Genomic DNA, 23772 nt, shown 5'->3' with positions numbered 1-23772 from the left:
AGCAATGATAAACAAGAGTACATTAATTTTAGCAGCTTCTTTATTAGTGATTTTGGCTTCTTGCCAAACATCAAAGGATTCTGTAGTAGTATTTCACACTCAATACGGTGATATGACTGCCATTCTTTATGAAGAAACCCCTAAGCACAAAGCAAATTTTCTTGAATTAGTAGAATCAGGAAAATATGACAGCACTATTTTCCATAGAGTAATAGAAAACTTTATGGTGCAAGGTGGAGATGTCAATCAAAAAGAGGGTTTAGAAGAGGAAGATAAGGTAAATTATACTATTGATGCTGAAATTCATCCCGATTTTTGGCATGTGAAAGGCTCTTTGGCAGCGGCTAGACAAGGAGACAATGTTAATCCCGAAAGAAAATCAAGCGGTTCACAATTCTATATTATTCATGGACAAAAATTTGAAAAAACTGATCTATTGCAAATGGCAGAAGGGAGAGTTTACCAGCAGAAGCAAATGAAATTACGTGAATGTTTGGGTATGAAGAAATATGCAAACCTCAGAAATGAAGTAATTGAAATGCAAAAAGCCAAAGATATGGAAGGACTGCAAAACTTTATGGAGACAACAGCAGATTCTATAGTTGAAAAAGAATTTGGAAAACTAGAGGTTTATGAATTTTCTGAGGCGCAGATAGAAGACTATAAAAATATTGGGGGTGCTCCGCATCTGGACGGAGAATATACTGTTTTTGGGAGAGTAGTTGAAGGATTAAATGTAGTAGATTCAATTGCAACAGTTAGGACTGCTGGGGCTGATAAGCCAGTGAAGGATATTTTCTTGACTGCAGAAATTGAAAAAATGTCAAAAAAGAAAATTACTGAGCAATACGGATACGAATACCCACAAGAAGAAAAATGAAAATTCTAGTCACAGGTTCCAATGGTCTATTAGGACAAAAGTTAGTCCAGTTAATAACCGCGCAAAGCAATCATGATCTAATTGCGACCGCCAGAAACGAAAACCGTTTGCCATTTAAAGAAGGATATACTTTTGAAAGTCTAGACATTACAAATGAGCATCAAGTTATGGCCACTGTTGAAAAACACAAGCCAGAGGTTATCATTAATACCGCTGCCATGACCAATGTTGATCAATGCGAACTTGAGCAGCAAGACTGTTGGAAATTAAACGTAACGGCTGTAAAACATCTCATTAAAGCTTCTGAGAAACATAACGCGTTTTTGATACAGCTTTCCACCGATTTTATATTTGATGGGGAAAATGGACCTTACTCGGAAGAGGCAGAAGCCAACCCCATCAGCTATTATGGGGAAAGTAAATTAGCTGCAGAGAATCTCATAACAGAAAGTAAGATTCAGTGGGCGATCGCTCGCACCGTGTTAGTATATGGTATTGCCCATGATATGAGTCGCTCAAATATTATTCTGTGGGTCAAAAAATCCTTGGAAGAAGGTAAAGATATTGAGGTTGTAGATGATCAGTGGAGAACTCCTACACTTGCTGAAGATCTTGCGATGGGTTGCTTTTTAATTGCCGAAAAGAAAGCAAAAGGTATTTATAATATCTCAGGTGATGATTTATTGACACCTTATGAAATGGCTGTTAAAACTGCTGAATTTTTCAATTTACCTCAAACGACCATGACAAAATCAGATAGCACAAAATTTACACAAACTGCCAAAAGGCCACCAAAAACAGGCTTTGTTTTAGATAAAGCTAAAAGAGAACTAGGTTACAAACCTAATACATTTGAAGAGGGAATTAAGGCTCTAGCAAATCAAATGGAATAGCTTATTCGCTTATATTAATGATTGTCACTATACTTCCATCTCCCAATTTTAGATAGTGAGCTGATTTTACAAACACAAAATTAACCCCTCAATAATCTTTATCAATCGAAATATTATTATGTTTTATGGAATAATTACCATATAATTCTATTAACACGAAACAATAAGATTACACAAAGCATTTTTTTCATATCAATTAGTATCCAAATGCTTATGCCGAAATTTACTATAATATTTAATGACAGTTCTTCCAAAACAGTGGAATCAGAAAGTAAAGAATCTTTGATCACTGAGTTCAGTATCACCGATGCAACTGCCTTTCAAGAAGATGTAAAAGAAATTCGCTGGGAAGAGAACAATTATTGCTGCATCGAGTGTATTTCTACTGGTAAAATTCATAAAACTTCAACAATCATAAAAGAAGAGTAATGACTTTAACTAGCTTCTACTCTCCTTCCAAATATCCTTGCAAGTAACTAAATTTTTCCGTTAGACTTCCATTTTCGGCAATGGTGGCATTTTTAATTACATCCTCCTTGTCATCACCTAATAAATGGGGCAATACATTACTGATTAGCTCATTACCGAAGCTTTCAGAAGCATCCCTAGGAAGCTCGCAAGGTAAATTATCTACTGCCATGACAGTAATATTACTTTCTTCACTAAATTCTGGCTGAATGCTATCAGTAGTGGGATCATAGTCATAAACTGGCTCGTGAACTGTAGCAGGCTTTTTAGTACTCGGAATTGAGCCTTCAATATCACAAGTAATATCACCAATAATTCTCGTTTTAAATTCTGGACTCATAGCATCATCTTTCGTAAAAAGAACTGGAGCTCTTGGATCCCAGAAAGCTCCTGCAATTAAAACATCGGCAACTTTGGTATACTTCAAGAAATCACCCTGATAAAGGCCAGGATTCTCATAGAATTCACTTCTATTAAATTGACTCCCGTCTTTTTTCTTATGATAGGTATGACTACTCAGTTGTGTAAAAACAGGCCTATCAAATCTTTCATTTAAGAACTCATGAGGTGAAACTTGCAAGATATCCATTCCATACATCACCTCCATAGCCCCTTTTGCTACTCTTCCGCCACCTGTTATAGCAATTTTGATAGCTGGTAATTCAACTTTTGCAAATTCTGTTTTCATATCAGCTAAATCATAGCATTCATGTGCTCTTCTGATATTGAACAAGTTATACCGTTGACCAAAGGTCCAAATCGTATTGTATGCCCCAACTATTCCAGCAAAACGCCCAAAAGCTACAATCCTCTGACTTGTTTCAGGATCAATTAAACATTCATAGTCTACTAATCGGATTTTCTTTCTAATAATCGCCTGAAGCAACTCTCTATTATACTCTTGCTCCTTAATGGTATGAGAAAAGAAGAAGTAAGTTTTTTCTGAGATCAACTTGTCAACAGGGACTTCTTTTACGCCAAACAAAATATCAGCATTGCTAATATCGTCCACCGTTTGGATAAGATGTTGGGAGAATTCTTCGGTTTTGAAGACCCTTACATCACTTTTTTGAACTTTAACTTCCACATTAAAATCTGTAGCCACTTTTTGACATTGCGCTGGGGTTAAGGGGGAGCGCATATCAACGGGTACCTTGTCCTCTCTGATAATTCCTATTTTCAACATAAAATAAATGTAATGACTACACTTCCATTAAGTCCTAAAGGTATTAAAAATAGTGGAGGCAACATTAATTTAGAAGCTTATTGATTAGAAAAAAGACCATGAACTTCAGTATCGATTTTACTCACGATTAAAGCAAAATCTTCAACATGATTCAGGTAATCTAGCTGGTTTACATCAATAATTACCAATTTTCCAATATCATATTGCTTCACCCATGCCTCATAATGCTTATTCAAATTTTTCAAATAATCAATCCTGATTGTCTCTTCATAATTTCTACCTCTCTTTTCAATCTGACCTACTAACTTCGGAATATCTGCTCGTAAATAAATGAGTAAATCTGGAGGTGTGATAACAGAGGACATAGAATCAAATAATTCTAAATAATTAGCATAATCTCGATCAGACATATTACCTGATTCATGTAAATTTTTAGCAAAAACATAACAATCCTCGTAGATGGATCGATCTTGAACTACAGTATGTTCGCTTTCCCTTATTCTTTTGACCTGCTTCAATCGACTATTTAAAAAATAAACTTGTAAATGAAAAGCCCATTTCTTCATATCATCATAAAAATCAACTAAATAAGGATTATCCTCAACCGCTTCAAATTCTGTATTCCATCCGTAATGATGTGATAATTTATTAGCTAATGTAGTTTTACCGGCACCAATATTTCCGGCTATAGCGATATGTTTTAATTGATCCATGCTGTTTTCCATCTGATCACAAAAGTAAAAAATATAAGCTTTTTAAAGGGTATATTTTCTCAGATTATCTTGTAATAAATTTTATACCCTAATTAACTGAAAACCAAATATTTGTTTAACTTTTTCGAGTATTTAAGAATTTTTGTTAAACATATAAAACTTTTTCTTAAACATTATACGGTTATTAAAACCTTTTAGAGGTTATCGTGTTTAGCATTTATAACTAATTTTTAAACACTATGGAAACACTATTTCTAGCAGATGTCATGGACATCAAAGCAGACGATCCAGTAGCATTTACGTTCTTTACGGGCTACATGGCAATGTTCGCAGCTTCTGTCTTCTTCTTTTTCGAAAGACAACAAGTTGATGGTAAGTGGAAAACTTCACTTTTAGTATCAGGTTTAATTACCATGATTGCGGCAGTTCATTACTATTACATGCGCGATTACTACGCAGCAACAGGAATGAACCCAACTGTTCTACGTTATATTGATTGGACTCTAACAGTTCCGTTGATGTGTGTGGAATTTTATTTATTGCTAAGACCAGCAGGCGCAAAACAAAGTTTTATGTGGAAGTTAATCTTCGCTTCAGTTGTTATGCTAGTTGCAGGTTATATTGGTGAAGCCTTCACTGACGGTACAATGTTCCATTCAGTTCTTTGGGGAGTTATTTCTACTGTAGGTTATGTTTACATTTTGTATTCTGCATGGGCAGGAGAAGCAGCACAATTAGCAAAAGCTAGTGGTAACGAAGCAGTTCAGAAAGGTATCAAAGCATTAGCGTGGTTTGTATTAGTAGGTTGGGCAATTTATCCAATTGGTTACATGGCAATGCCTGGTGGATGGCTTGGACAAGACGGTTTAGGATTATTACAACCATCAAGTCTAGATTTAATTTACAATATTGGTGATGCCATCAACAAAATCGGATTCGGTTTAGTAGTTTATGGTATTGCAATGAGCGAAACTAAAAGAGCTAAAGCATCAGCCTAATTCAATTTTTTAGTTACAATTAGTTGAAAAGGGAACCTCAATGAGGTTCCCTTTTTTTATTCTACATGATCTATTGCTAACCGCAAATACTGATTTACTGGATACGCTTTTTGAAATTTCTCAGCACAAAACTCCACCAATTGATCAGAATTTATTTTGCTATTAGGATACTGTTTCATAAAATAAAACTGCTTTTGAAATAGAATGGGAATACTCTCTCCGAATTCTTTGAAGGGCGGTTTTAATATCTTATTTCTCTTTCCTTGAATTGCTCCAAATTCTTTTTCAAACCCGTTAATGCTCAAAGCCTTTTCTAAGCCTGATTCATTATATAGAATTTCTTGTCTTACTTTATAAATGTTTTCTGTTGAAAGATCGTAAAGGCCCCCTCCTAACCAAATCCCTTCCTTATCTAAGTGTACATAGTATCCTGGAAATTGCTCTTTCTTAGAAACTCTTGAGATAAAAGCGGCAACATTATTTTTGTAGGGTTGCTTATTTTTCGAGAAACGCACATCCCTATTGATGCGGAAAATGGCATCTTTTGGCTTAATCATAATTTCCGGATCAAATTTCTGAATAGCCAAAATTAAGTCGTCTACAAAAGACTTGAAAGGGTTCTTAATTTCTTTCTCATATCTTTTCCTATTCTCATCAAACCACTCTTTATGATTATTCTTTTCTAGCTCTTCAAAAAAATTCTTGAAGTCATTACTAAAATACGCCATAGTTTCTCTTTTAATTGGAACTAAAATAGCAATAAATAATTGTTATGTTTGTTTAAAGATTGTTAAACTATTTTCTCTTCAATGGAAAATTATTATCAAATATTAGGATTAAGTGAGATGGCTACTTTGTCAGAGATAAAGTCTGCTTACAAAAGATTAGCAAAAGCATATCATCCTGATATTAATTCATCTGCCGCTGCGGAAGAAAAATTCAAACAAATTTCGACAGCATACGCAGTTTTAAGCAAAACTGAATCAAGGCAGAAATATGATCTAAAATTAGCGCAAATACGTTTAAACGCGAAAAGAGCCAGCATTCGTGCACAGGAACAAAAACAAAACGCATATCGAGACCCTTATCGGAATTATACTTATAAACCACCAGTCTATAAACCTGCTGCAGATGCAGGCGCGGAAAGAAAAGCTACTTTTTATGCAGTAGGAATTGTAGCCGCAGTAGCTATCCTATTGTATGTTGGCGTATCCTTGCTAGATTACTTTCAAGAAAGAAAATTGGAAAATAAAATTAGCCAATTCGATCAACAAGTTCAGTATGCTGATAGTCTTTACTATTCTGGAAAAGTCCAAGCAGCTTTAAATTTTATTGATAACATAAAATCATCAAACAAAGAATACCAAGCCATTAAGCGATATGAAATAGATTATCTACGATTCCGCCGGGAACAAGCGGACATTGACTATAAAAATAAAGCATTTCAAGATGCATTATGGGGATATTTGTTTTTTATGGAATATAGTCAAAGCCAAAATCCAGACATGCAGTACAGATTGGCTGTTTGCTACAGAAATCTGAATAATCCTCACAAAGCTGTTTACATTCTCAATAGTCTGATGAATAATGACTACAAACGCATGAGAATGATTGCCCTCATTGCAGAAATATATAAGAAAGAATTAAAAGATCAGGAGGTAGCCATGCAATATTATCAAATGGGATTAAACAGTATTCTCGCAGAATTTAAAAGTATCTATGGCAATGCCTATAGACTATTGGTTTCTGCCGAAAGAACCCCCGAAAGCTATAAGTCTATCTACTTCAATTCGGCTGATATTTATTTCAAGAATGCCAATTATATCGAAGCATCAAAACTCCTTGAATGGGTTATTTTTTTCAATCCTGAAAAACGAATAGGTTATCAATATCTAATAGAATGCTATTATAAACTAGGTAATAAAAAGGCAGCCTGTACTATTTTAAAAAAGGCAGAAAAGATGGATATTCGCCTTCAATTGAATTTCGAATTAAGCTGTAATTAAATGCGCCCACTTTTTATTCTTTTTTTCCTCCTGAATATCTCGATTTGTTCAAGTCAACACAATCTAGCCCAACACCACATTGAAGTATTAACTTCAGATTCACTAGCAGGAAGAGGATTCACTGAAAATGGGCAGGAGAAGGCAGCAGACTTTATCATTAAAGAACTCAAGCGCTTCCAAGTGAAGGCTAATGGCAGCAATGGATTCAAGCAAAAGCTTTCTTATTCCGTTAACACATTTCCAGGAAGCGTTCAATTTTCTATTACAAATCAAAAGACGGTAAAAATTTTTGCTGCTGGAAAAGACTTTCTCTTCCACTCAGCCTCAGCACCGACAGATATTCAAGGGCAAATCCAAAAGATCTCAGCTGATTTTGAATTCCCTAAAAAAGCTAAAAATCAGATTTTTTATACTGAAAAAAATAAGCACAACACAAAGGCTATAGAGGAACTAATACAATCATTTTTATTTGAATCCACGACCAAAGAGAATTTATTAATTATTCAGGACAGTAGTAAATGGAGTTGGTTTCCATCCTCAAAGCAATCTGAAAACACTGTTTTATATGTGAAAGATCAACTATTCAAGAATGCACTAGTTGCTGCCAAAACTGAATCTGAATTTGTATCGGATTTTGAATCTTCCAATATAATCGGTAAGGTAGAGGGCGAAAGAAGTGATTCTGTGATAATGCTTTCGGCTCATTATGACCATTTAGGACAAATGGGTAATGCAATCTTTCGAGGTGCAAATGATAATGCTTCGGGAGTAGCAATGCTCCTCGCTTTAGCAAAGTACTATGGCGAAAATAAACCGCCCTTCGATACTTACTTTCTCTTTACAACAGCTGAGGAAGTGGGCTTATTAGGAAGTTACTTTTTCTTAGAAAATCCAGTACTAGATCTAAGTAAGGTAAAGATGCTAATTAATCTAGATATGGTTGGCACCGGGGATGAAGGAATTACTGTAGTAAATGCCATTAAACATCAACGCTATTTTGACTTACTCAAAAATCTAAACAATGAGAGAACAGTCCAAATAAAAGCAAGAGGAGAAGCATGCAATAGTGACCATTGTCTATTCGATCAAATTGGTGTTCCAGCTGTATTTATTTATACCTTGGGTGGTAAGAAAGCCTATCACGATATTTATGACAATGGAGCAGATTTAAGCCTCGAAGCTTTTGACGGATTGCATGACTTAATCATTGAAAGTCTTGAGCAGTATTAATCAAGCGCTAAGACTAAAAATCGATCGTATTTCAGCCTCATGTTGGTAATTTTTACCCTCAATCGCCTGTACAAAATGATGACTTAGCTCCTTTCTGCTGAAAAATTGCTCTGCTGTACTTCTAGAGGCTCTTTGATACTTCTGCAATAGCTCAGTTGACTCAATAAATGGCTTAATTTTCTCTCCAAATTCAGCTGGAAAATCAGAATCAGCAAAAAATCCGATATGCCGTTTTTCTACCAACCCTCGGATCCATCCTTGTATATTGGTAATAATTAATTTACCTGAGGCAATGGCGTCAAAAAACTTATTAGGTGAATTGGTTCGGAGAATCGGCTTATGTAAAAAAGATACATAACACGCATCTGTTACATTCATCACATTTCGTACTTCTTGTTTTGTTCCATAAGGAATAAAGAAGATATTTTTCAACTGATTTTTTGCAACATATTCTTTTATGCCTCCCAAACTTGCCCCTTCTCCCATAATCAAAAAGCGGATTGGCAAATCTGCGCTTAATTCAGCACATTTAATTAGGCTCATTAAATCATTAACAGGACCCACAGCACCGAAGTAACTAACGACAAATTTATTCTTAACACCATACTGCAACACTAAATCTTCATCTTTTTTTTCCACCCTCTCAAAGAATTCACAATCCGCAACATTTGGAATAAGTTCTACTTTTACTTCAGGTGCTCTTTTTTCAATATGATTTCGCATTCCTGGAGATAATGCAATCACTCTTTCTGCATTCTTATAAAATTTCAACTCTTGTTGTTTGAGCCAGCTTTTTAATAGCGGATTTTTAATTGCCCCCATTTGGATGGGAGCCTCTGGCCATAAATCACGCACTTCGAAAACGTACGGAATTTGGAATCTTTTATTTGCCCATAAGGCAATAAACCCAACCGTGAGAGGCGTACTTGTTGCAATTATTTTATCAAAATTATTTCGCTTAACAATGAAGCTTTTGCAAAGAACTATAAAGAGAAGAAAGGCTCTTATTCTTCTGAAAAAACCAAAATGATTTTCATAAAGTACAGGTAAATAGTGCACTTTTACTCCGTCAACACTTTTAGAGATGCGACCTTTTTCATTATGCGCAGTTAGCATTTCTACCTCATGTCCTTGCGCTTTTAGAGCCTGAACCATGAAATAAGAACGATTTGCACCGCCCTCATCTGGAGTCTTAAAATACTGATGGATGTAAAGGATTTTCATTCAACTGCTAAAGTACTTGCTTTCCAATAATATCAACAATAAAGTCATGAGAAAATTCTAACCCAGTCGAATAATCTTACAAATCACAAGACTCAACATCTTTCTCATTTATCAATAACAAGTCGCTTTCAACTTCGACATATACAAAGCCTTCCTTTTCTACACTATAAATATCTCCTTCTTTTCTCAGGTTTCTGAAATCTCTAACACCTTCACTTAGAATTTCAATTCTAAATTGAGAAGGGTACCATTTCTTAAAATTTGAAGCTGACTTCAAAATACACTTACCTGATTCAGTAAAGAAAATCAGAGGAACAGCTAATTGTTCACCTTTTAGATCATGAAACAGCTCCAACATCAATTTATGATCGCAAAAAATGTTAACTGCTGTATATTTCTTACTTCTGATCCAAATTAGTAAAGCGTTTGTTAATTGTTGATCTGAGTACACAAAGTCATTATACTGGGTATCAGTATATAATTCCTCTTTCAGCAAATAACCATCAATCTTAGTTTGCTTAGAATGAAAAAAATCTGCCAACTCAGGTTTAACCAGCACTATAGGAGACCAACCCAATAACTCTGACAATTGCCCCCAATTCTGATGTAGTTGAAAAACGAGCACCGGAGGCTCTTGCTCGTCCCTTATAATATGATGAGATGACATATTAATTACTTCTTGACAATATTTAAATTAAATTTACTAATAAGGTAACACGAATTTGTAAAAATACAGCGGAAATACATTAAATTGCATAAACAATTGTTTAAAGTGAAATTCAAAAATTCTGTCATATTTTTTTTCATAATTACTGCGCTACCCTATAGTTTAAAGGGGCAAAACCAAGCAGTGATTGACAGTTTAAAAAATACGCTAGAAGGTGCAGGACCTTCAGAAAAAATTGACACCTATAATCAACTGGCTTGGGAGTATCGAAAATCATTTCCCGACAGCACGGTTATTTTTAGTCAAAAAGCAATTGAAATAGCTTCAGAAAGTGTTGAGTTGAATGAAAAAGTCGTTAAATCATTAAACTTCAAAGGGGTTGGACATTTCTATGGAGGTGAAAATATCATCGCCTTTGATTACTATCAGCAAGCAAAAGATTCCGCTTTGATTTATGGCGATTCCTTGCAATACGGTTATTCACTTAATAATATAGGTCGTCTATATTTTAATCAAGGAAACTATGTGGCAGCCTACGATAACTTTTTCAAAGCCTTAGAGATATTCAAAGGAATCGGAGACGATGTTTCTATAAGCTACGGCTATAAAAGCTTGGCTGAGCTTTATCAATCGCAGGATAATTTACAAAAAGCCCTAGAAATGTCTTTAAAAACCGCCGAAATACGGCAATCATTTGACGACCCCTCTGGTATTATCTCTATCTACTTAGAAATAGCTGATATTTATGGCCAGATGGAAAACTATAATAATAGCCTTAAATATTTCACTGAAGCTTATGAAGTTGCCGCTAAGATTAATGACGAGGCAAATTTAGCAATTATAAAATTATCTATTGCGAGTATGAACGCAAAAAGAGGTCAATTGAAAATTGCCTTGACGAATGCTAATGAGGCTCTAGGTTTTGCTTCTCAGGCAAAAAATGTTAATCTAATTATTCAGATCTACTCTTTACTAGGTGAGATTCACTTTTACCGGAATGAGTATGATCAAGCACGAAACTATTTCTTGAAGGTAAATGATCTAGCGAGTAATAATGATGTCACTTTCGAACGTGATGCTTATCTATACCTATCTAAGATATTTGAAAAACAAGCTAATGTTCAAGAGGCCTTTGATTACTTCAAAATGTACTCCGTTTTAAAAGAAAAAACTGAAAATGTAAATGCAGCACGTGAGATTGAAAGGCTGGAGGGTAGATTATTACTTGAAGCTAAGGAAAAAGAAAATAACCTCTTGAAACAAAATGAAGATACTTACAAGCAAGTAATACAGAAACAAAAAGCATTCAATATCGCGCTTACAGCCACTATCTTGCTTGCTTTCATACTATTGGTGATCATCTGGATAACAGCAAATAGAAGAAGGAAACACAATAAAATATTACAGCTCAAAAATAATAAGATTCAAGATCAACAAGAGAAGATCACACTTCAGAACAAAGAAATTAAAGGTCAAAATGATGAGCTCCTAATTAGAAACAAAGAGTTAGATGATTTGAATAACGAAAAAGATTCTTTGTTGAGCTTAGTTGCTCACGATATGAAGGCACCCTTTCACAGAATCACAGGTCTAACAGAGCTATTGCGATTATCAGGTTTAAGAGAAGAGCAAAATCAGTATGTGTCTATGATTAGAAATAATGCAAAACATGGTGCTTACCTAATCAACGATTTATTGGACGTGAATTCAATGGCAACTGAAAAAGAAGAGTTGAAATCTGAGAGAATTGAGCTTAAACAGCTGTTGGAGAACACTGCCTCCAATTTTGTCATTGAATTAACAAATAAGCAGATTGAATGTAAAATTGAATGTGAGCCTAACCTTTTGGTCAGAACGGACCTGAACTATGTAAATAGAATACTTGAAAATTTAGTATCAAATGCTATCAAATTTTCGTATCTAGAATCAGAAGTCATCTTAAGAGCAGGGGTTAATAAAAATAATTTCTGGATTAGTGTAAAAGATTTTGGACCAGGGTTTACAGAAGAAGATAAGAATAATTTGTTCAAAAAATTTAAAAAGTTAACCGCTAAACCCACAGGAGGGGAAAGTTCGAATGGTTTAGGCTTAGCAATTGTCAAAACTTTAATGGATCGACTCGAGGGTAAAATTGATTTGCAAACTGAACTAGGGAAGTACAGCGAATTCACTTTATACTTCCCTTTCCTAGAAGAATAATCAGAATCCCACTTTGCCAGACTTCCACCCATTAGTTTCGACTACTTCCGCTGATTTCAAAACCTTCTCACGCATTTCACTTTTATAATTGTCTAATTTTTTTGCTGCATCATCGTCAAAATTAGCAATAATTTGTGCTGCTAAGATCCCCGCATTTTTTGCTCCGTCTAATGCCACCGTGGCAACTGGAACCCCACTAGGCATTTGTAGAATTGATAAAACTGAGTCCCAGCCATCTATTGAGTTGCTTGACTTTACAGGCACGCCTATAACTGGAAGAGTAGTATAAGCTGCTACCATACCTGGAAGATGCGCTGCTCCTCCAGCCCCTGCGATAATAGCATGGAAACCATTTTTTCTTGCTGATTTGGCAAAGTCCATCATTCTCTCAGGAGTTCTATGGGCTGAAACTATTGATAATTCGAATTGAACTTCTAGCTCTTCTAGAACCTTAGCTGCCTCACTCATCACTCTTAAATCAGACTGACTACCCATTATGATTGCGATCTTACCCTTACTCATGCTTTTACTTTTAAAGTGGACTTAACTACCTCAATTTTCTTTTTTAATGAGGTTAAACTAGGATCAGTAATGGTGACGTGCCCCATTTTCCTGAAAGGTTTTGTTAGTTTTTTCCCATACAAATGAACGGAGGCACCAGAAATTTTCATCACCTCATCCATTCCTTCATATTTCGCATCACCTGTGAAACCATCTTCGCCTAAAATATTTACCATTGCCGAACTAATTTTGGTCCTCGTATCTCCTAAAGGAAGATTCAAAATGGCTCTCAAATGTTGATCATACTGCGAAACAAAATTACCTTCAATACTCTGGTGACCACTATTATGCGGACGTGGCGCTATTTCATTTACCAAAATTTCATTGTCTTTTGTAAGAAACATTTCAACTGCTAATATTCCTACAAGCTCAAGTTTCTTGATAATATCTGTTGCAACTTGTTTCGCTTTTTCCTCCTCCGATTTATCAATAATTGCAGGGGAAAGCAGGTACTCTACCAAATTATGTTCTGGATGAAAAACCATTTCTACCACCGGGAAAGAGCTTACTTCTCCCTCCTCATTTCTGCTCACTATTACAGCCAATTCCTTTTTAAAAGGAACAAAATCTTCTAACAAGGCGGGAGCATCAAAACCCTTTTCTATATCCTCTTTGGATTTTATAACTTGGACTCCCCTGCCATCATATCCTCCTTTTCCGATCTTATGAACTGCAGGAAATTTACTGATCAACTTCTCTAGATCAACTCTAGTATCTGTTAATACAAATTCGGCAGTTGGTATATTATTATCTTTGTAAAATTGCTTTTGAACTCTCTTGTCCTGAATCATTTCAATGATTTCAGGCTGCGGAAAAACCTTCACCCCTTCAGATTGAAGCTTTTTCATTGCATCAATATTTACCTTCTCGATTTCGATTGTCAATATATCACATTGTTTACCAAATTCGTAAACCGCATCATAATCCTCCAAATCACCAACCTTGAAATCAGAAACTAATGTGGAACAAGGAGCATTTGGGTCAGGATCCATCATCTTTAGGTCAACGTTGATATTGATCGCACTTTGCAACAACATTCTCCCAAGTTGACCTCCTCCTAAAACTCCAACTACTAAATCTGTATTAAAACTCATGAGTAAAACTTAATTAAACAATAGGCAAATATACTATTTATTGGACGAGAATTATGGGAATTCAATATTGATGGTCATAAAAAAAGCCTTTTCGTTTCTGAAAAGGCTTCAATAAATTACTTAAAACAGAAATTACTTACTTTTTACATCTTTAATTTTATCAGCATTGATTTCCACTTTCAAGATGAATAAGTCAAACTCTTCATCAATCGGTAAAAACTTGTATACTAGCTTCTCACCGGTTTTTCTAGCAATATCGATTAAACCAAGACCCGCTCCCCCTTTGTCGGAAAGCTTTCCGTGTTTAATCTGCTGCATGTACATCTGCTTTAATTCATCAGCAGTCGCAGCATTAACCTCATCAATAGCAGATCTTAAATCATCAACTTTATCTCTTGCCACTTTATTGCTAGTAATAACATAATAGATATCTTCTTTATTACCGATCACAAATAAACCATTCCCAATTTGAGCATCCGTAATCTCATCGGAATGTTTGTTCATGTTCTGAAGAGTTTCTACCATTACATGATATACTCTCTTCTTTACGTATCTATCTTCCTTTTTACGCTCCATATCGGATTCCGCCATGGAGGTAAACATTTTTGTTATCTCGTGATTGAATTCTCCCAAATAGACTAGTGATATTCCATTTCCCTGCATTTCAGAAAACAGACTTAGTACTGATTTGATGAAATTTACATTTAAATCCATCTTATTTTCATTTATGTTATCTATCATCAATAATTAGATTTTTTTATCTCTATAAAATACGTTTCTAATTTCTTCCAAATTAGGGGATTTTTTTTGAAAAATCAGTCAATTCCTAAATCAATTGTCTCAATTGTATTCTTACTATCCTTTTTAGCTCTTGATTTAGCATTTCCGACATTACCAAAAGTATGATTTATTCCAAATCTAAAGTCAACAGCCCGTGCTTTCATAGGGTTGACAAGGGATAATAAATCGTTAGTTGCCAATACAATTTGGAATGGCATCAGGTTTAAAGTGAGCCCAGTGCCAAAATTATTGACTCTGCCATTCATCATGGTTGCTGAAAAAGCAAAATTAAAGAAAGTTCCTGCTTGAAAATTGTACATACCTGTTAAAGCAGGAATTAAGGCGCCTCTGTAAAACTCAGAATATAAAATAGCCGAAGCAGCTTGTCTTCTTGTTAATTGGTACGATGCTCCTGCATACAATCTTCCTATTAAAGAAGTGGAGAATGCTTCTCCGGTAGTCTCTGCTATTTCCAAATTGTTGATAACACTATCAAAATCATTAATTACTGAAAGATCTTCACCATTTATCAGTTCTACAACATCCACTCCACTAAATTCATATTGGAAAGCTGGAATAGTTTGTTGATTTGCATATTGTTGATTCCAACGTATAAAACCTAAGTCATTCACACTTGCAAAAAATTTGATCTTTTTACTAAATTCATAAGTTGCTCCCAAATCTAGCCCAAAACCCCGATTAGATAGCACCGACTTCCGAATATCCTCATCCTGAAAATCTTCATCGAATAATGCTCCTGCTATTCCAGCACTTCTAATATCAAATTCATTGACATTCATTGCGAGTGAATCACCTCGAAAGTCTGCATTACCGAAAGTCTGCAGTCGCGCATCAAATGATTTGATATCTGCATAAGCATGCCCTATCAAATACTTGACACGAACTCCAACTGTCATTTTTCCATTAAGAATTTCCCGCCCGTGCGATAGCCCAACTTCCGTATACGCAGTTGTTTTTGTTGAAAATCTTCCCATATCAAGGAGCCCATCCTCTAGTTGATCAGATGCGTTTCCGAGGGCGATAAATTGAATGAATTCCCTTGGGAAGCTTATTCTAGCATTGATTCTGTTAGTGACACTAAATGCGGTGTAACTAGTAGCACCACGAATTCCCAAGTGCAATATATTTATAGAACTATTGGAACTAATTCTATTATTTCTTCGAAGGTTGTCTATAATCCTGCCGGTATTGATATTTCCATTTTCATCTTTCGAGCTGAGCAGCTCTAAGTTTGTAAAATTCTGAGCTGTATTAATATGAAAACCAGATAAGCCTGGAAGCCCAAATGAAAATTTATAATCTGGCAAAATCGCTGGATTCAAATTATTGGCCTGAGGTAATGTCTTGTTTAGCCCATATGAAATCATATCTGATTGCGCCAATAATCCTTCGTTACCTAAAAAGGAAATGATAAGTATGATACCGAAAACAAATTTTCTTATACTCTTCTCTATCATAAATTCACGTTATATTTTGCTTGCACCGCTAAATTGAATTGCACCGAAGCATCCGAAGTAATTCTCACCACACTGCTTCCATTATTGGTAGTTGAAACAGTTGCTCTTATACCAATTCTAGTAACCCCTTTCAGCTCATCTAATTCATTAGAATTTGTATCTGGATTATCCTCCAATCTAATAATATCTGAAATAGTTGCTGGCTGGCTTTCTGTTCCGCCTGCCAAGAACTTACCATCAAATAAATTCATTACTAAAGCGCTATCTTCATCCAATAAATCAGCTCTGAAATTTAAATCAATGGGTAATGAATTTTCTGATGTGAATTTAAATAAAGCATACTGCAACTCTTGCGGATCAATTCCTTCCAGAGAAACCGTTTCATTAATTTCTAAACCACTTAAACTAAATTCTAATGGGAGATTGATTTCATACCCTACCCTTATCTCAGAATCTTTAGTGACATAATTATTAGAGACATCTTCGGGATCCAGTACCCCATCTATTTGCAAGGAAACGGAATCTGGAGTATTGTTGATGATGTTCTTAAAATTAGCATCAAAATTAGTTTCTGTTCGTGTCGCTGAGCCTTCCAAGGCTGATTCTAATTCAATGGAATTATTGATAGGTTGTTCAGTTTGTTGCCCATTCTTATAGGTAGTGAAATTATTTACATCAAAACGAATAGGCACTCCCATCGAATTAGTAAAAATCATTCGAAACTGAGGATTCTCAAAATAATAATCAATATCATTTATCAGCTCATTATCATTAAGAAAGTCAGTTCTAATCGTATTAGTTTCAGTGCTGATATCTTGAGAACTTAGATCACCGTAAAGCCCTTCAAATTCTAAATCCTGAAATCCAACTTCCAAATCAATACTATTTCCACCAAACACCAAGTTTTGATCTACTTTAGTTAATGAAATCTGAAATGAAAACATAATTTGCCGTAGACGTGGATCACCATCAAATCTGAAGCCAATATTGTTAATTTGATCAGCATACTCATCAGTCGAAACAGGATCGTTCCCAGCACTATAGTTAAACTCATTATTGTAGTCTAGGAAGGCTGTATTGCTTGGATCTTCTAGGGAAAAGGACAAGTCTACTATAGCTGGAAAATTCTCTTCCACTTGAGTCTCAACTCTACCTTGATCTATGATAATCTCATCTAAATTGCCTTGATTAGGATAATCTACCAATATATCTCTTGAAACAGTAACTTGACCTGTAGAATTAAACTCCTCAATTTCATCTTGTGTCAAAAATATTGGAGGAACATCTAAAGCTTGATCGCTTAATGAGTAATAATCTGAAGCGGATTGACTGAACAAACTATCATCTGAGATGGATAAAACAATTGTATTGTTGGAATCTGTAGTGTAATCAATATCATCGGCATTAGCTTCCAAGAGCTCAATTAGAGTAAATTTGGAATCTACCAACGGAACTCCTAATTCTGGACTCCACTTCAAGTTTTCAAATTTTATATCAGACAATTCCGAATAGCAACCCCCAAATGATATTACTACCATAAAAGCTAAATAGAAAATTGATTTTCCGGAAATTCGCTTCATATTAATTAATTTTGTACAAATCTACTTAAAATTGAACGATAACTATAATATATAGAACTTAAAATATATGGAGAAGTCTTCTTTTTTTATCGGTATTTGCCCTCCTCATCTGCTTGAACAGGAGATTCATAGGATAAAAGAGGAGCTTCGTCAAAAATATGGAATCCAAGGCGCATTTCGGTCAAAAGCACATATTACACTACAAATGCCCTTTAATTTACCGATTAAGCGACAAGAAGATTTTTTGAAGGATTTGATGGCATATTTGAGAAATCAAAAAGCATTCGATGTACAACTAGATGATTTTGGCAATTTTGAACCCCGTGTAATTTACATAAATGTGCAAGAGAATACTGCTTTGAATGCTCTCCAGGAATCAGTGGAGCGTTTTATGAAAGGGTTTCAGGTTTTCAATGGTACACACAAGAATAACGGATTCAATCCTCATATAACTGTTGCATTTCGTGATCTGAAAAAACAGACTTTCTATAATATTTGGGATGAAGTAAAAAACAGAGAATTCAGAGAAGTTTTTACTGCCCGTTCTGTCGTAATATTTAAACATAATGGAAAATCATGGGATATTTTTAAAGAATTAAAATTAGAGGGTCTCTAAAATTGGAGATTATATTCCGCTTTATTACTTTAGTATTGAACTGAAACCTTACTAAAGCAATGAAGCATAAGATTAGAATTTGGCTTCGTAATTTCTTTGGCTTTTCAAGAACCGAAACAAACGGCTTTATTATTCTCATCTTGCTGATGATTATAATATTAGCGATCCCTTTTATTTCAAAAAGTTTATACTCCTTTTATGCACACCCCCTTCCAACACAACAGGATAAAGCCCTTCTAGATTCATTACTCTCAGAGCTTGAAGATGCCACTATTATAAAAAAGGAAATAGGTAATGAAGAAAACTTTAAACATTTCGACCTCAATAAATCGAAGGTTCCACATTTGATCAAAGCTGGCTTTCCAGAGTACCTGGCAGAAAGAATTGTGAAATATAGAAACAAAGTAAGCCCTTTCGAATCGAAGGAAGAGCTTTTGAAAATTTATGGTATCGATAGCTCCTTCTATGCTAAAATCTATCCCTATATGAGCGTTACTAAAGTGCCTTCGGAGTCTCATTTTGAATTACCGGAAGAAAACTCCAAACCCAGTCAATATCAGCTCGATAAAATTCCCAAATTAACAAATGAAAAATTAATTCAGATTCAAATTGATATTAATAAAGCAGATAGTTTACAGTTGCAAGAAATTCACGGAATAGGTCCAGCATTTTCTAGCAGGATCATCAAATACAGAGAATATTTAGGAGGCTTTCACTCTATTCAGCAACTGGATGAAGTATATGGTCTACAGAAACAAAATCTTGATTCACTCAAAAAACACGTACATCTGTCAACAAAGGAATTACACCTAAAACAACTAAATATTAATCAATTAAGTACCGACAGCTTAGTGAAACATCCCTATATCTCTTATAAAAAAGCAAACATATTAGTCAATTACAGGAAACAACATGGAAAATTTAAATCCGTATCCGATTTGTTATCTATCAAAATTTTAGACAGTTCATGGGTTAATAAAGTCAAACCCTATATCTCTTTTGAATAAGCAATTACTAATTACTTACAATTAAGACAATTATTTCTTAAATTGATTCCTTGCTAATTTTTATTACATGCACGACATACTAAGGCACTATTTAAAGCGACTCACAAATCTTTCCGGAACCAACCGGTCATTACTGCTTTTAAGATTAATTTCTGATCAAACCTTAGACCTACATGATTTCGATTTTCTACTTAATAAAAGTTCCTTTTCATTAATTGAAGATTTAATTGCCAGAAAGAAACATATACCATTAGCCGCAGTATCAGATTCTCGTCTTGAGCTCAACAATATCATGAGCCAGAAACTAAAGAAGCTAAAAAGAATTGAAAAATTCATCTATGATGAAAGAGGTGCAAAGGACCTCTATGTTGGTTGGCCATTTGTCAGAGGTAAATTCCATGGCGGAACATCTGTTCGCTGCCCGCTTATCTTTTTTCCTATAGAAATTAAGATCGTAAATGATCAATGGGTGATGGAATTACGAGAGGATGTCAATATCACTTTCAACAAATCTTTCCTACTGGCCTATGCTCATTTTCATGGTATAAAAATAAGTGATGAATTAATCGAAAAAGTATTTGAGATATACGATCAGGATAGCCGCGTATTTAGAACTGACTTATATCAAATCTTCAAAGAAAGTGCAGTTGAATTAAATTTCAATCAAGATAATTTCATGGATGTTTTACATCCATTTAAAAATTTCAAGAAAACTGATTTTGAAGAAACTGAAAAAGAAGGCGAATTAAAGCTCTTTCCAGAAGCAGCAATTGGCATTTTTCCACAAAGTGGTTCCTACTTAGTACCAGATTATTCTTATATGCTCGATAAAGAGCAAGAAGTTCAAGATATCGAAGAGTTCTTTTTAAGTAGAAATCCTGACAAGCAAGCAGATGACCCCTCAGACTATTCCCAGCGCTATCGCTTTATCGAAAGCGTCAAGGAAGAAGAAACCTTCTCGGTATTCCCAATGGACGCCTATCAAGAGAATGCTTTAAAGGCTGTGAAAAAAGGAAACTCCTTGGTGGTACAAGGGCCTCCCGGCACTGGGAAATCTCAACTCATCAGTAACCTAGTGACTGACTTTATTGCACGGGGAAAACGTGTTTTGGTAGTATGTCAAAAAAGGGCCGCATTAGATGTGATCTACGATCGGATGAAGAGTATAGATATGCAACCATTTATGGCTTTAGTTCACGATTTTAAAAATGATCGCAAAGCAATTTTTGAGCAGATACAAAACCAAATTGATAGAATTGAAGAATACGAATCAAAAAATAATGGTTTAGACTCTGTTCAAATTCAAAGAGAATTTTTAAAATCTAGCAGAATAATAGATCAAATCGTAGAAGAAAAAGAAGAATATCGATTGGCACTATTTGATGAATCAGAATGTGGTATTTCCGCCAAAGAATTGTACCTGAATTGTGATTTCAACGAAACAAAAATCAACCTAAAACAAATTCACAGACATTTTCATAAAAAGAAGATTGAGGAGTTTGCCAATACGCTAGTGAATTTTCAGACTTATGTGGATGACTTTAGTAAGGACGATTTCATCTGGCAGGACCGAGTAAATTTCAAGGATTTCGGATTACAGGATAAAACTGAGATTGTTCATTTATTAGAGAGGATTCCTGCCTACTTTCAAGATACAACTGAAAAATCAAAGAATCTGGTGGGCTCATCTATGAGTTTAAAAGAATTCGAAGATGTAGTGGAGCATCAGGAAAAGTTAAATAACTTAGGAGAGCTGTTGAATACTACCTCCTATCCGTATTTAATTTATATGTTCAACTACCCTGACGACAATACCAATGCTTTATGGTTGAGCAATGTGCAAAGAGTAATAAATGACTGTTTCAAAGATGGGGGAATTGAAAGTAGTTTAGCATCTAAAGATTTAGGAACACTTCAAAAAACCATCCAGTTAAGACGACAATCTCGAAAAAGACCCACAAAATGGATCCATTGGCTGCTATTTGCTAAAGAAAAATTCTTTCTAAAAAAGGTGCTGGTCGCTAACAATTTAACTGTCAATAATGCCGGTATAAAAGAATTAGAAAAACGACTCGATAATCGACTGAATTTTGAGCATAATATGACCAAGCTTAAGAAGCAAACATGGTTAAAAGAAATTCCGGAGACAAAAAACCAAATTGAATTAAATCACTGGTTTCAAGAACAAACACAGGCCATTAAAGCCAAAGAAATTATCGGATCCTTCACCAATTTTAAAGCTTTCTCCTTAATTGAAGGGAAAACTTTGGCTGAATTCTTAGATAAAATCAGCGCCATTATTGAACTATCTCGAGCTACTGTTGAAGAAAAAAACAAATGGAAGAAATACCTAACTAGAACACAAATTGACCAGCTAGAGCAAGAACGATTACCCTCAAGTTACATTAAAACCTTTCAAAGATATTTTGATGAATTGGTTCATTTCGATCAACTTTATGAAAGCTTAGAAGATTATGAGAAAGAGGTTGTGAAGCTCCTTAATGAAAGTGACATAACCATTGACCATAAAAATATTAAGTCCACCTTCCTTAACAGCATCTACTTGGAATGGATCGATCATATCGAAACTAAACATCCAATATTAAGAGAAGTTTCTACTCGAAAATTCGATAAACAAACAGATGATTTACAGTATGCAATTGAAAATAAATTACAATTAAGTACTGAAATTTTAAACCTAAAGGTTCGCGAAAGAACATTTAGCAATGTAGAATACAATCGCTTAAGTAATAGAATCACCTACAGAGACCTTAGCCATCAAGTAACCAAAAAACGACAAATTTGGCCTATTAGAAAAGTCATACAAGAATTTCAAGATGAACTGTTTGATCTAATTCCCTGCTGGATGGCGAGTCCTGAATCTGTTTCTGCTATTTTCCCGATGGAAGAAATATTTGATTTAGTCATTTTTGATGAAGCTTCTCAGTGTTTCGTAGAAAAGGGAATACCCGCCATGTACAGAGGAAAACAAGTTGTTGTAGCTGGTGACGATAAACAACTAAGTCCGAACGATTTATATAAGGTCCGCTGGGAAGAAGAGGAAGTGGATCATCCTGATTTGGAAATCGATTCGTTACTTGATTTAGCCAATAAATATGTGATGAACCTTCAGCTTTCAGGGCATTACAGAAGTAAGTCTTTAGATCTGATAGAATTTTCGAATCATCATTTTTACAAAGATCGTTTAAGATTATTACCTGATTTTCATTATATCAATAATGCAGATCCAGGAATTGATTATATAAAAGTAGACGGGATTTGGGAGCAAAATGCCAATGAAGTAGAAGCGCTGAATGTTGTAGATCTCATTAAAGAATACCTAAAAAATGATCCAGAAAAGGAAATTGGGGTAGTTACTTTCAATGCCCCACAACAAGGCCTCATATGGGATATATTGGAAGATCAAATCGCTCTAGGGAACATCACCTTGCCTGACAAATTTTTTGTTAAAAACATTGAGAATGTTCAAGGTGATGAGAAAGACATCATCATTTTTAGTACTGGATATGCTGCAGACAAGGCTGGCAGACTACGGATGCAATTTGGAAGCATCAATGCTCCAAAAGGTGAAAACCGATTGAATGTAGCGATTACTCGAGCTCGAGAAAAGGTAGTCATCGTAAGTAGTCTCTATCCTGATCAATTAAAAGTTGATGATGCGAAAAACAATGGTCCAAAGCTTCTAAAAGCTTACTTGCACTATGCATTAGATGTATCAAAAGGAAACTTTAAACCAAAACCAAAACCTTCCATTAGCTTTCAAAGTAGTTGGTTCTTAAAAACAAAAGTTAGAGAAGAACTAGAAGGTACTGTTAAAAGTATCAAAGCCGAAGAAGAACTGCCTTTTGCAGATCTAAGCTTTAAAAGCAATAATCAGTACAAAGGTCTCTTGCTTTCAGATGACAATCTATTTTATGACAATCCATCTGTAAAAGACATCTTTGCCTACACCCCTTTTTTATTGTCGAAAATGAATTGGCCCTATATCCAAATCAAAAGTCGAAATTTTTGGAACGACAAAGAAGAACTGATGGAAAGAGTAGTTCAATTCGCAAAGAGAAATGATTAATTAAAACAGCTTAAATAATGATACATGAACTAGAAAATTGCAGATTATGCAAAACTCTAAGTCCTGTGTTTACCATTAGTGCAAATAGGTATTACTTCACGT

The 23772-nt window shown here is 34.9% G+C and carries 20 protein-coding genes; 10 read left to right on the top strand and 10 right to left on the bottom strand.

What is annotated here, in order from left to right; translation table 11 throughout:
• Positions 1-4 precede the first annotated feature (4 nt).
• The 3 genes from B9Y84_RS05795 (at position 5) to B9Y84_RS05785 (ending at position 2202) form a co-directional block, all read left to right on the top strand.
• Positions 5-880: a peptidylprolyl isomerase gene (locus B9Y84_RS05795; protein WP_085516160.1), complete on the top strand. Its 876-nt coding sequence runs from the start codon at positions 5-7 to the stop codon at positions 878-880.
• A complete protein-coding gene (locus B9Y84_RS05790; RefSeq protein ID WP_085516159.1) occupies positions 877-1773 on the top strand; it encodes an SDR family oxidoreductase in 897 nt (298 codons plus the stop codon). Before B9Y84_RS05795 ends, B9Y84_RS05790 begins: the two co-directional genes overlap by 4 nt.
• A 213-nt stretch (positions 1774-1986) precedes the next feature.
• Positions 1987-2202 carry a hypothetical protein gene (locus tag B9Y84_RS05785; RefSeq protein ID WP_085516158.1) on the top strand — a complete coding sequence of 72 codons (216 nt, stop codon included), beginning with the start codon at positions 1987-1989 and terminating at the stop codon, positions 2200-2202.
• A gap of 16 nt (positions 2203-2218) precedes the next feature.
• Here the strand turns inward: B9Y84_RS05785 and B9Y84_RS05780 are convergent, their stop codons facing one another.
• Together B9Y84_RS05780 and B9Y84_RS05775 are read right to left on the bottom strand one after the other, a co-directional pair.
• Positions 2219-3427 (bottom strand): NAD(P)-dependent oxidoreductase, encoded by a 1209-nt coding sequence (locus B9Y84_RS05780; RefSeq protein ID WP_085516157.1) that lies wholly within the window; start codon positions 3425-3427, stop codon positions 2219-2221.
• A 77-nt stretch (positions 3428-3504) separates the two neighbouring features.
• Entirely contained in the window at positions 3505-4140 is a 636-nt protein-coding gene (locus B9Y84_RS05775; RefSeq protein ID WP_085516490.1) for a deoxynucleoside kinase, read from the bottom strand.
• Positions 4141-4379: 239 nt separating this feature from the next.
• On the opposite strand from B9Y84_RS05775, the gene B9Y84_RS05770 reads away from it, so the two are divergent.
• Positions 4380-5138, top strand: coding sequence for a bacteriorhodopsin-like (locus B9Y84_RS05770; RefSeq protein ID WP_085516156.1), 759 nt, complete (start codon positions 4380-4382; stop codon positions 5136-5138).
• A gap of 56 nt (positions 5139-5194) precedes the next feature.
• On the opposite strand, the gene B9Y84_RS05765 is transcribed toward B9Y84_RS05770, so the two are convergent.
• A complete protein-coding gene (locus B9Y84_RS05765; protein ID WP_085516155.1) occupies positions 5195-5866 on the bottom strand; it encodes a DUF2461 domain-containing protein in 672 nt (223 codons plus the stop codon).
• Positions 5867-5947: 81 nt separating this feature from the next.
• Between B9Y84_RS05765 and B9Y84_RS05760 the strand changes: the two genes are divergently transcribed.
• Together B9Y84_RS05760 and B9Y84_RS05755 are read left to right on the top strand one after the other, a co-directional pair.
• Positions 5948-7144 carry a J domain-containing protein gene (locus tag B9Y84_RS05760; RefSeq protein WP_085516154.1) on the top strand — a complete coding sequence of 399 codons (1197 nt, stop codon included), beginning with the start codon at positions 5948-5950 and terminating at the stop codon, positions 7142-7144.
• A complete protein-coding gene (locus B9Y84_RS05755; protein WP_085516153.1) occupies positions 7145-8374 on the top strand; it encodes a M28 family metallopeptidase in 1230 nt (409 codons plus the stop codon). It abuts the gene before it with no gap.
• Here B9Y84_RS05755 and B9Y84_RS05750 read toward each other — a convergent pair whose 3' ends face one another.
• Complete coding sequence (locus tag B9Y84_RS05750; RefSeq protein ID WP_085516152.1) at positions 8375-9598, bottom strand: glycosyltransferase family 4 protein; 1224 nt, start codon at positions 9596-9598, stop codon at positions 8375-8377.
• Between the two features lie 76 nt (positions 9599-9674).
• Positions 9675-10265 (bottom strand): hypothetical protein, encoded by a 591-nt coding sequence (locus B9Y84_RS05745; RefSeq protein ID WP_085516151.1) that lies wholly within the window; start codon positions 10263-10265, stop codon positions 9675-9677.
• 105 nt (positions 10266-10370) lie between these two features.
• On the opposite strand from B9Y84_RS05745, the gene B9Y84_RS05740 reads away from it, so the two are divergent.
• Positions 10371-12464, top strand: a complete 2094-nt coding sequence (locus B9Y84_RS05740) for a tetratricopeptide repeat protein (protein WP_139827953.1) — start codon at positions 10371-10373, stop codon at positions 12462-12464.
• Here the strand turns inward: B9Y84_RS05740 and purE are convergent, their stop codons facing one another.
• The 5 genes from purE to B9Y84_RS05715 all read right to left on the bottom strand — a co-directional run bounded on the left by purE (position 12465) and on the right by B9Y84_RS05715 (position 17957).
• Positions 12465-12986 (bottom strand): 5-(carboxyamino)imidazole ribonucleotide mutase, encoded by a 522-nt coding sequence (purE, locus tag B9Y84_RS05735; protein WP_085516149.1) that lies wholly within the window; start codon positions 12984-12986, stop codon positions 12465-12467. It abuts the gene before it with no gap.
• Positions 12983-14119, bottom strand: a complete 1137-nt coding sequence (locus tag B9Y84_RS05730) for a 5-(carboxyamino)imidazole ribonucleotide synthase (RefSeq protein ID WP_085516148.1) — start codon at positions 14117-14119, stop codon at positions 12983-12985. Before B9Y84_RS05730 ends, purE begins: the two co-directional genes overlap by 4 nt.
• Before the next feature lie 132 nt (positions 14120-14251).
• Positions 14252-14860, bottom strand: a complete 609-nt coding sequence (locus tag B9Y84_RS05725) for a SiaB family protein kinase (protein ID WP_085516147.1) — start codon at positions 14858-14860, stop codon at positions 14252-14254.
• A 74-nt stretch (positions 14861-14934) separates the two neighbouring features.
• A complete protein-coding gene (locus B9Y84_RS05720) occupies positions 14935-16377 on the bottom strand; it encodes a DUF5723 family protein (RefSeq protein ID WP_085516146.1) in 1443 nt (480 codons plus the stop codon).
• Positions 16374-17957: a hypothetical protein gene (locus B9Y84_RS05715; protein ID WP_085516145.1), complete on the bottom strand. Its 1584-nt coding sequence runs from the start codon at positions 17955-17957 to the stop codon at positions 16374-16376. The genes B9Y84_RS05720 and B9Y84_RS05715 overlap by 4 nt, the downstream gene beginning before the upstream one ends.
• Before the next feature lie 67 nt (positions 17958-18024).
• Between B9Y84_RS05715 and B9Y84_RS05710 the strand changes: the two genes are divergently transcribed.
• The 3 genes from B9Y84_RS05710 to B9Y84_RS05700 all read left to right on the top strand — a co-directional run bounded on the left by B9Y84_RS05710 (position 18025) and on the right by B9Y84_RS05700 (position 23670).
• Complete coding sequence (locus tag B9Y84_RS05710; protein WP_085516144.1) at positions 18025-18573, top strand: 2'-5' RNA ligase family protein; 549 nt, start codon at positions 18025-18027, stop codon at positions 18571-18573.
• 59 nt (positions 18574-18632) lie between these two features.
• The gene (locus B9Y84_RS05705) at positions 18633-19580 is read left to right on the top strand and encodes a ComEA family DNA-binding protein (RefSeq protein WP_085516143.1); all 948 of its coding nucleotides are present in this window, start codon (positions 18633-18635) and stop codon (positions 19578-19580) included.
• A 67-nt stretch (positions 19581-19647) separates the two neighbouring features.
• The gene (locus tag B9Y84_RS05700; RefSeq protein ID WP_085516142.1) at positions 19648-23670 is read left to right on the top strand and encodes a DEAD/DEAH box helicase; all 4023 of its coding nucleotides are present in this window, start codon (positions 19648-19650) and stop codon (positions 23668-23670) included.
• The last annotated feature ends 102 nt before the right edge of the window (positions 23671-23772 follow it).

It is taken from the genome of Marivirga sericea, from assembly GCF_900177665.1.
In the GTDB taxonomy this organism is placed as follows: Bacteria; Bacteroidota; Bacteroidia; order Cytophagales; family Cyclobacteriaceae; genus Marivirga; species Marivirga sericea.
Note: the sequence above shows the minus strand (reverse complement) of the source record. Positions and strands in the feature narration are given on the sequence as shown.

Excerpts from the sequence above, each read along its gene's own strand:
- B9Y84_RS05795 (WP_085516160.1), top strand. The coding sequence starts at position 5 with ATGATAAACAAGAGTACATTAATTTTAGCAGCTTCTTTATTAGTGATT.
- B9Y84_RS05790 (WP_085516159.1), top strand. The coding sequence starts at position 877 with ATGAAAATTCTAGTCACAGGTTCCAATGGTCTATTAGGACAAAAGTTA.
- B9Y84_RS05785 (WP_085516158.1), top strand. The coding sequence starts at position 1,987 with ATGCCGAAATTTACTATAATATTTAATGACAGTTCTTCCAAAACAGTG.
- B9Y84_RS05780 (WP_085516157.1), bottom strand. The coding sequence starts at position 3,427 with ATGTTGAAAATAGGAATTATCAGAGAGGACAAGGTACCCGTTGATATG.
- B9Y84_RS05775 (WP_085516490.1), bottom strand. The coding sequence starts at position 4,140 with ATGGATCAATTAAAACATATCGCTATAGCCGGAAATATTGGTGCCGGT.
- B9Y84_RS05770 (WP_085516156.1), top strand. The coding sequence starts at position 4,380 with ATGGAAACACTATTTCTAGCAGATGTCATGGACATCAAAGCAGACGAT.
- B9Y84_RS05765 (WP_085516155.1), bottom strand. The coding sequence starts at position 5,866 with ATGGCGTATTTTAGTAATGACTTCAAGAATTTTTTTGAAGAGCTAGAA.
- B9Y84_RS05760 (WP_085516154.1), top strand. The coding sequence starts at position 5,948 with ATGGAAAATTATTATCAAATATTAGGATTAAGTGAGATGGCTACTTTG.
- B9Y84_RS05755 (WP_085516153.1), top strand. The coding sequence starts at position 7,145 with ATGCGCCCACTTTTTATTCTTTTTTTCCTCCTGAATATCTCGATTTGT.
- B9Y84_RS05750 (WP_085516152.1), bottom strand. The coding sequence starts at position 9,598 with ATGAAAATCCTTTACATCCATCAGTATTTTAAGACTCCAGATGAGGGC.
- B9Y84_RS05745 (WP_085516151.1), bottom strand. The coding sequence starts at position 10,265 with ATGTCATCTCATCATATTATAAGGGACGAGCAAGAGCCTCCGGTGCTC.
- purE (WP_085516149.1), bottom strand. The coding sequence starts at position 12,986 with ATGAGTAAGGGTAAGATCGCAATCATAATGGGTAGTCAGTCTGATTTA.
- B9Y84_RS05730 (WP_085516148.1), bottom strand. The coding sequence starts at position 14,119 with ATGAGTTTTAATACAGATTTAGTAGTTGGAGTTTTAGGAGGAGGTCAA.
- B9Y84_RS05725 (WP_085516147.1), bottom strand. The coding sequence starts at position 14,860 with ATGATAGATAACATAAATGAAAATAAGATGGATTTAAATGTAAATTTC.
- B9Y84_RS05720 (WP_085516146.1), bottom strand. The coding sequence starts at position 16,377 with ATGATAGAGAAGAGTATAAGAAAATTTGTTTTCGGTATCATACTTATC.
- B9Y84_RS05715 (WP_085516145.1), bottom strand. The coding sequence starts at position 17,957 with ATGAAGCGAATTTCCGGAAAATCAATTTTCTATTTAGCTTTTATGGTA.
- B9Y84_RS05710 (WP_085516144.1), top strand. The coding sequence starts at position 18,025 with ATGGAGAAGTCTTCTTTTTTTATCGGTATTTGCCCTCCTCATCTGCTT.
- B9Y84_RS05705 (WP_085516143.1), top strand. The coding sequence starts at position 18,633 with ATGAAGCATAAGATTAGAATTTGGCTTCGTAATTTCTTTGGCTTTTCA.
- B9Y84_RS05700 (WP_085516142.1), top strand. The coding sequence starts at position 19,648 with ATGCACGACATACTAAGGCACTATTTAAAGCGACTCACAAATCTTTCC.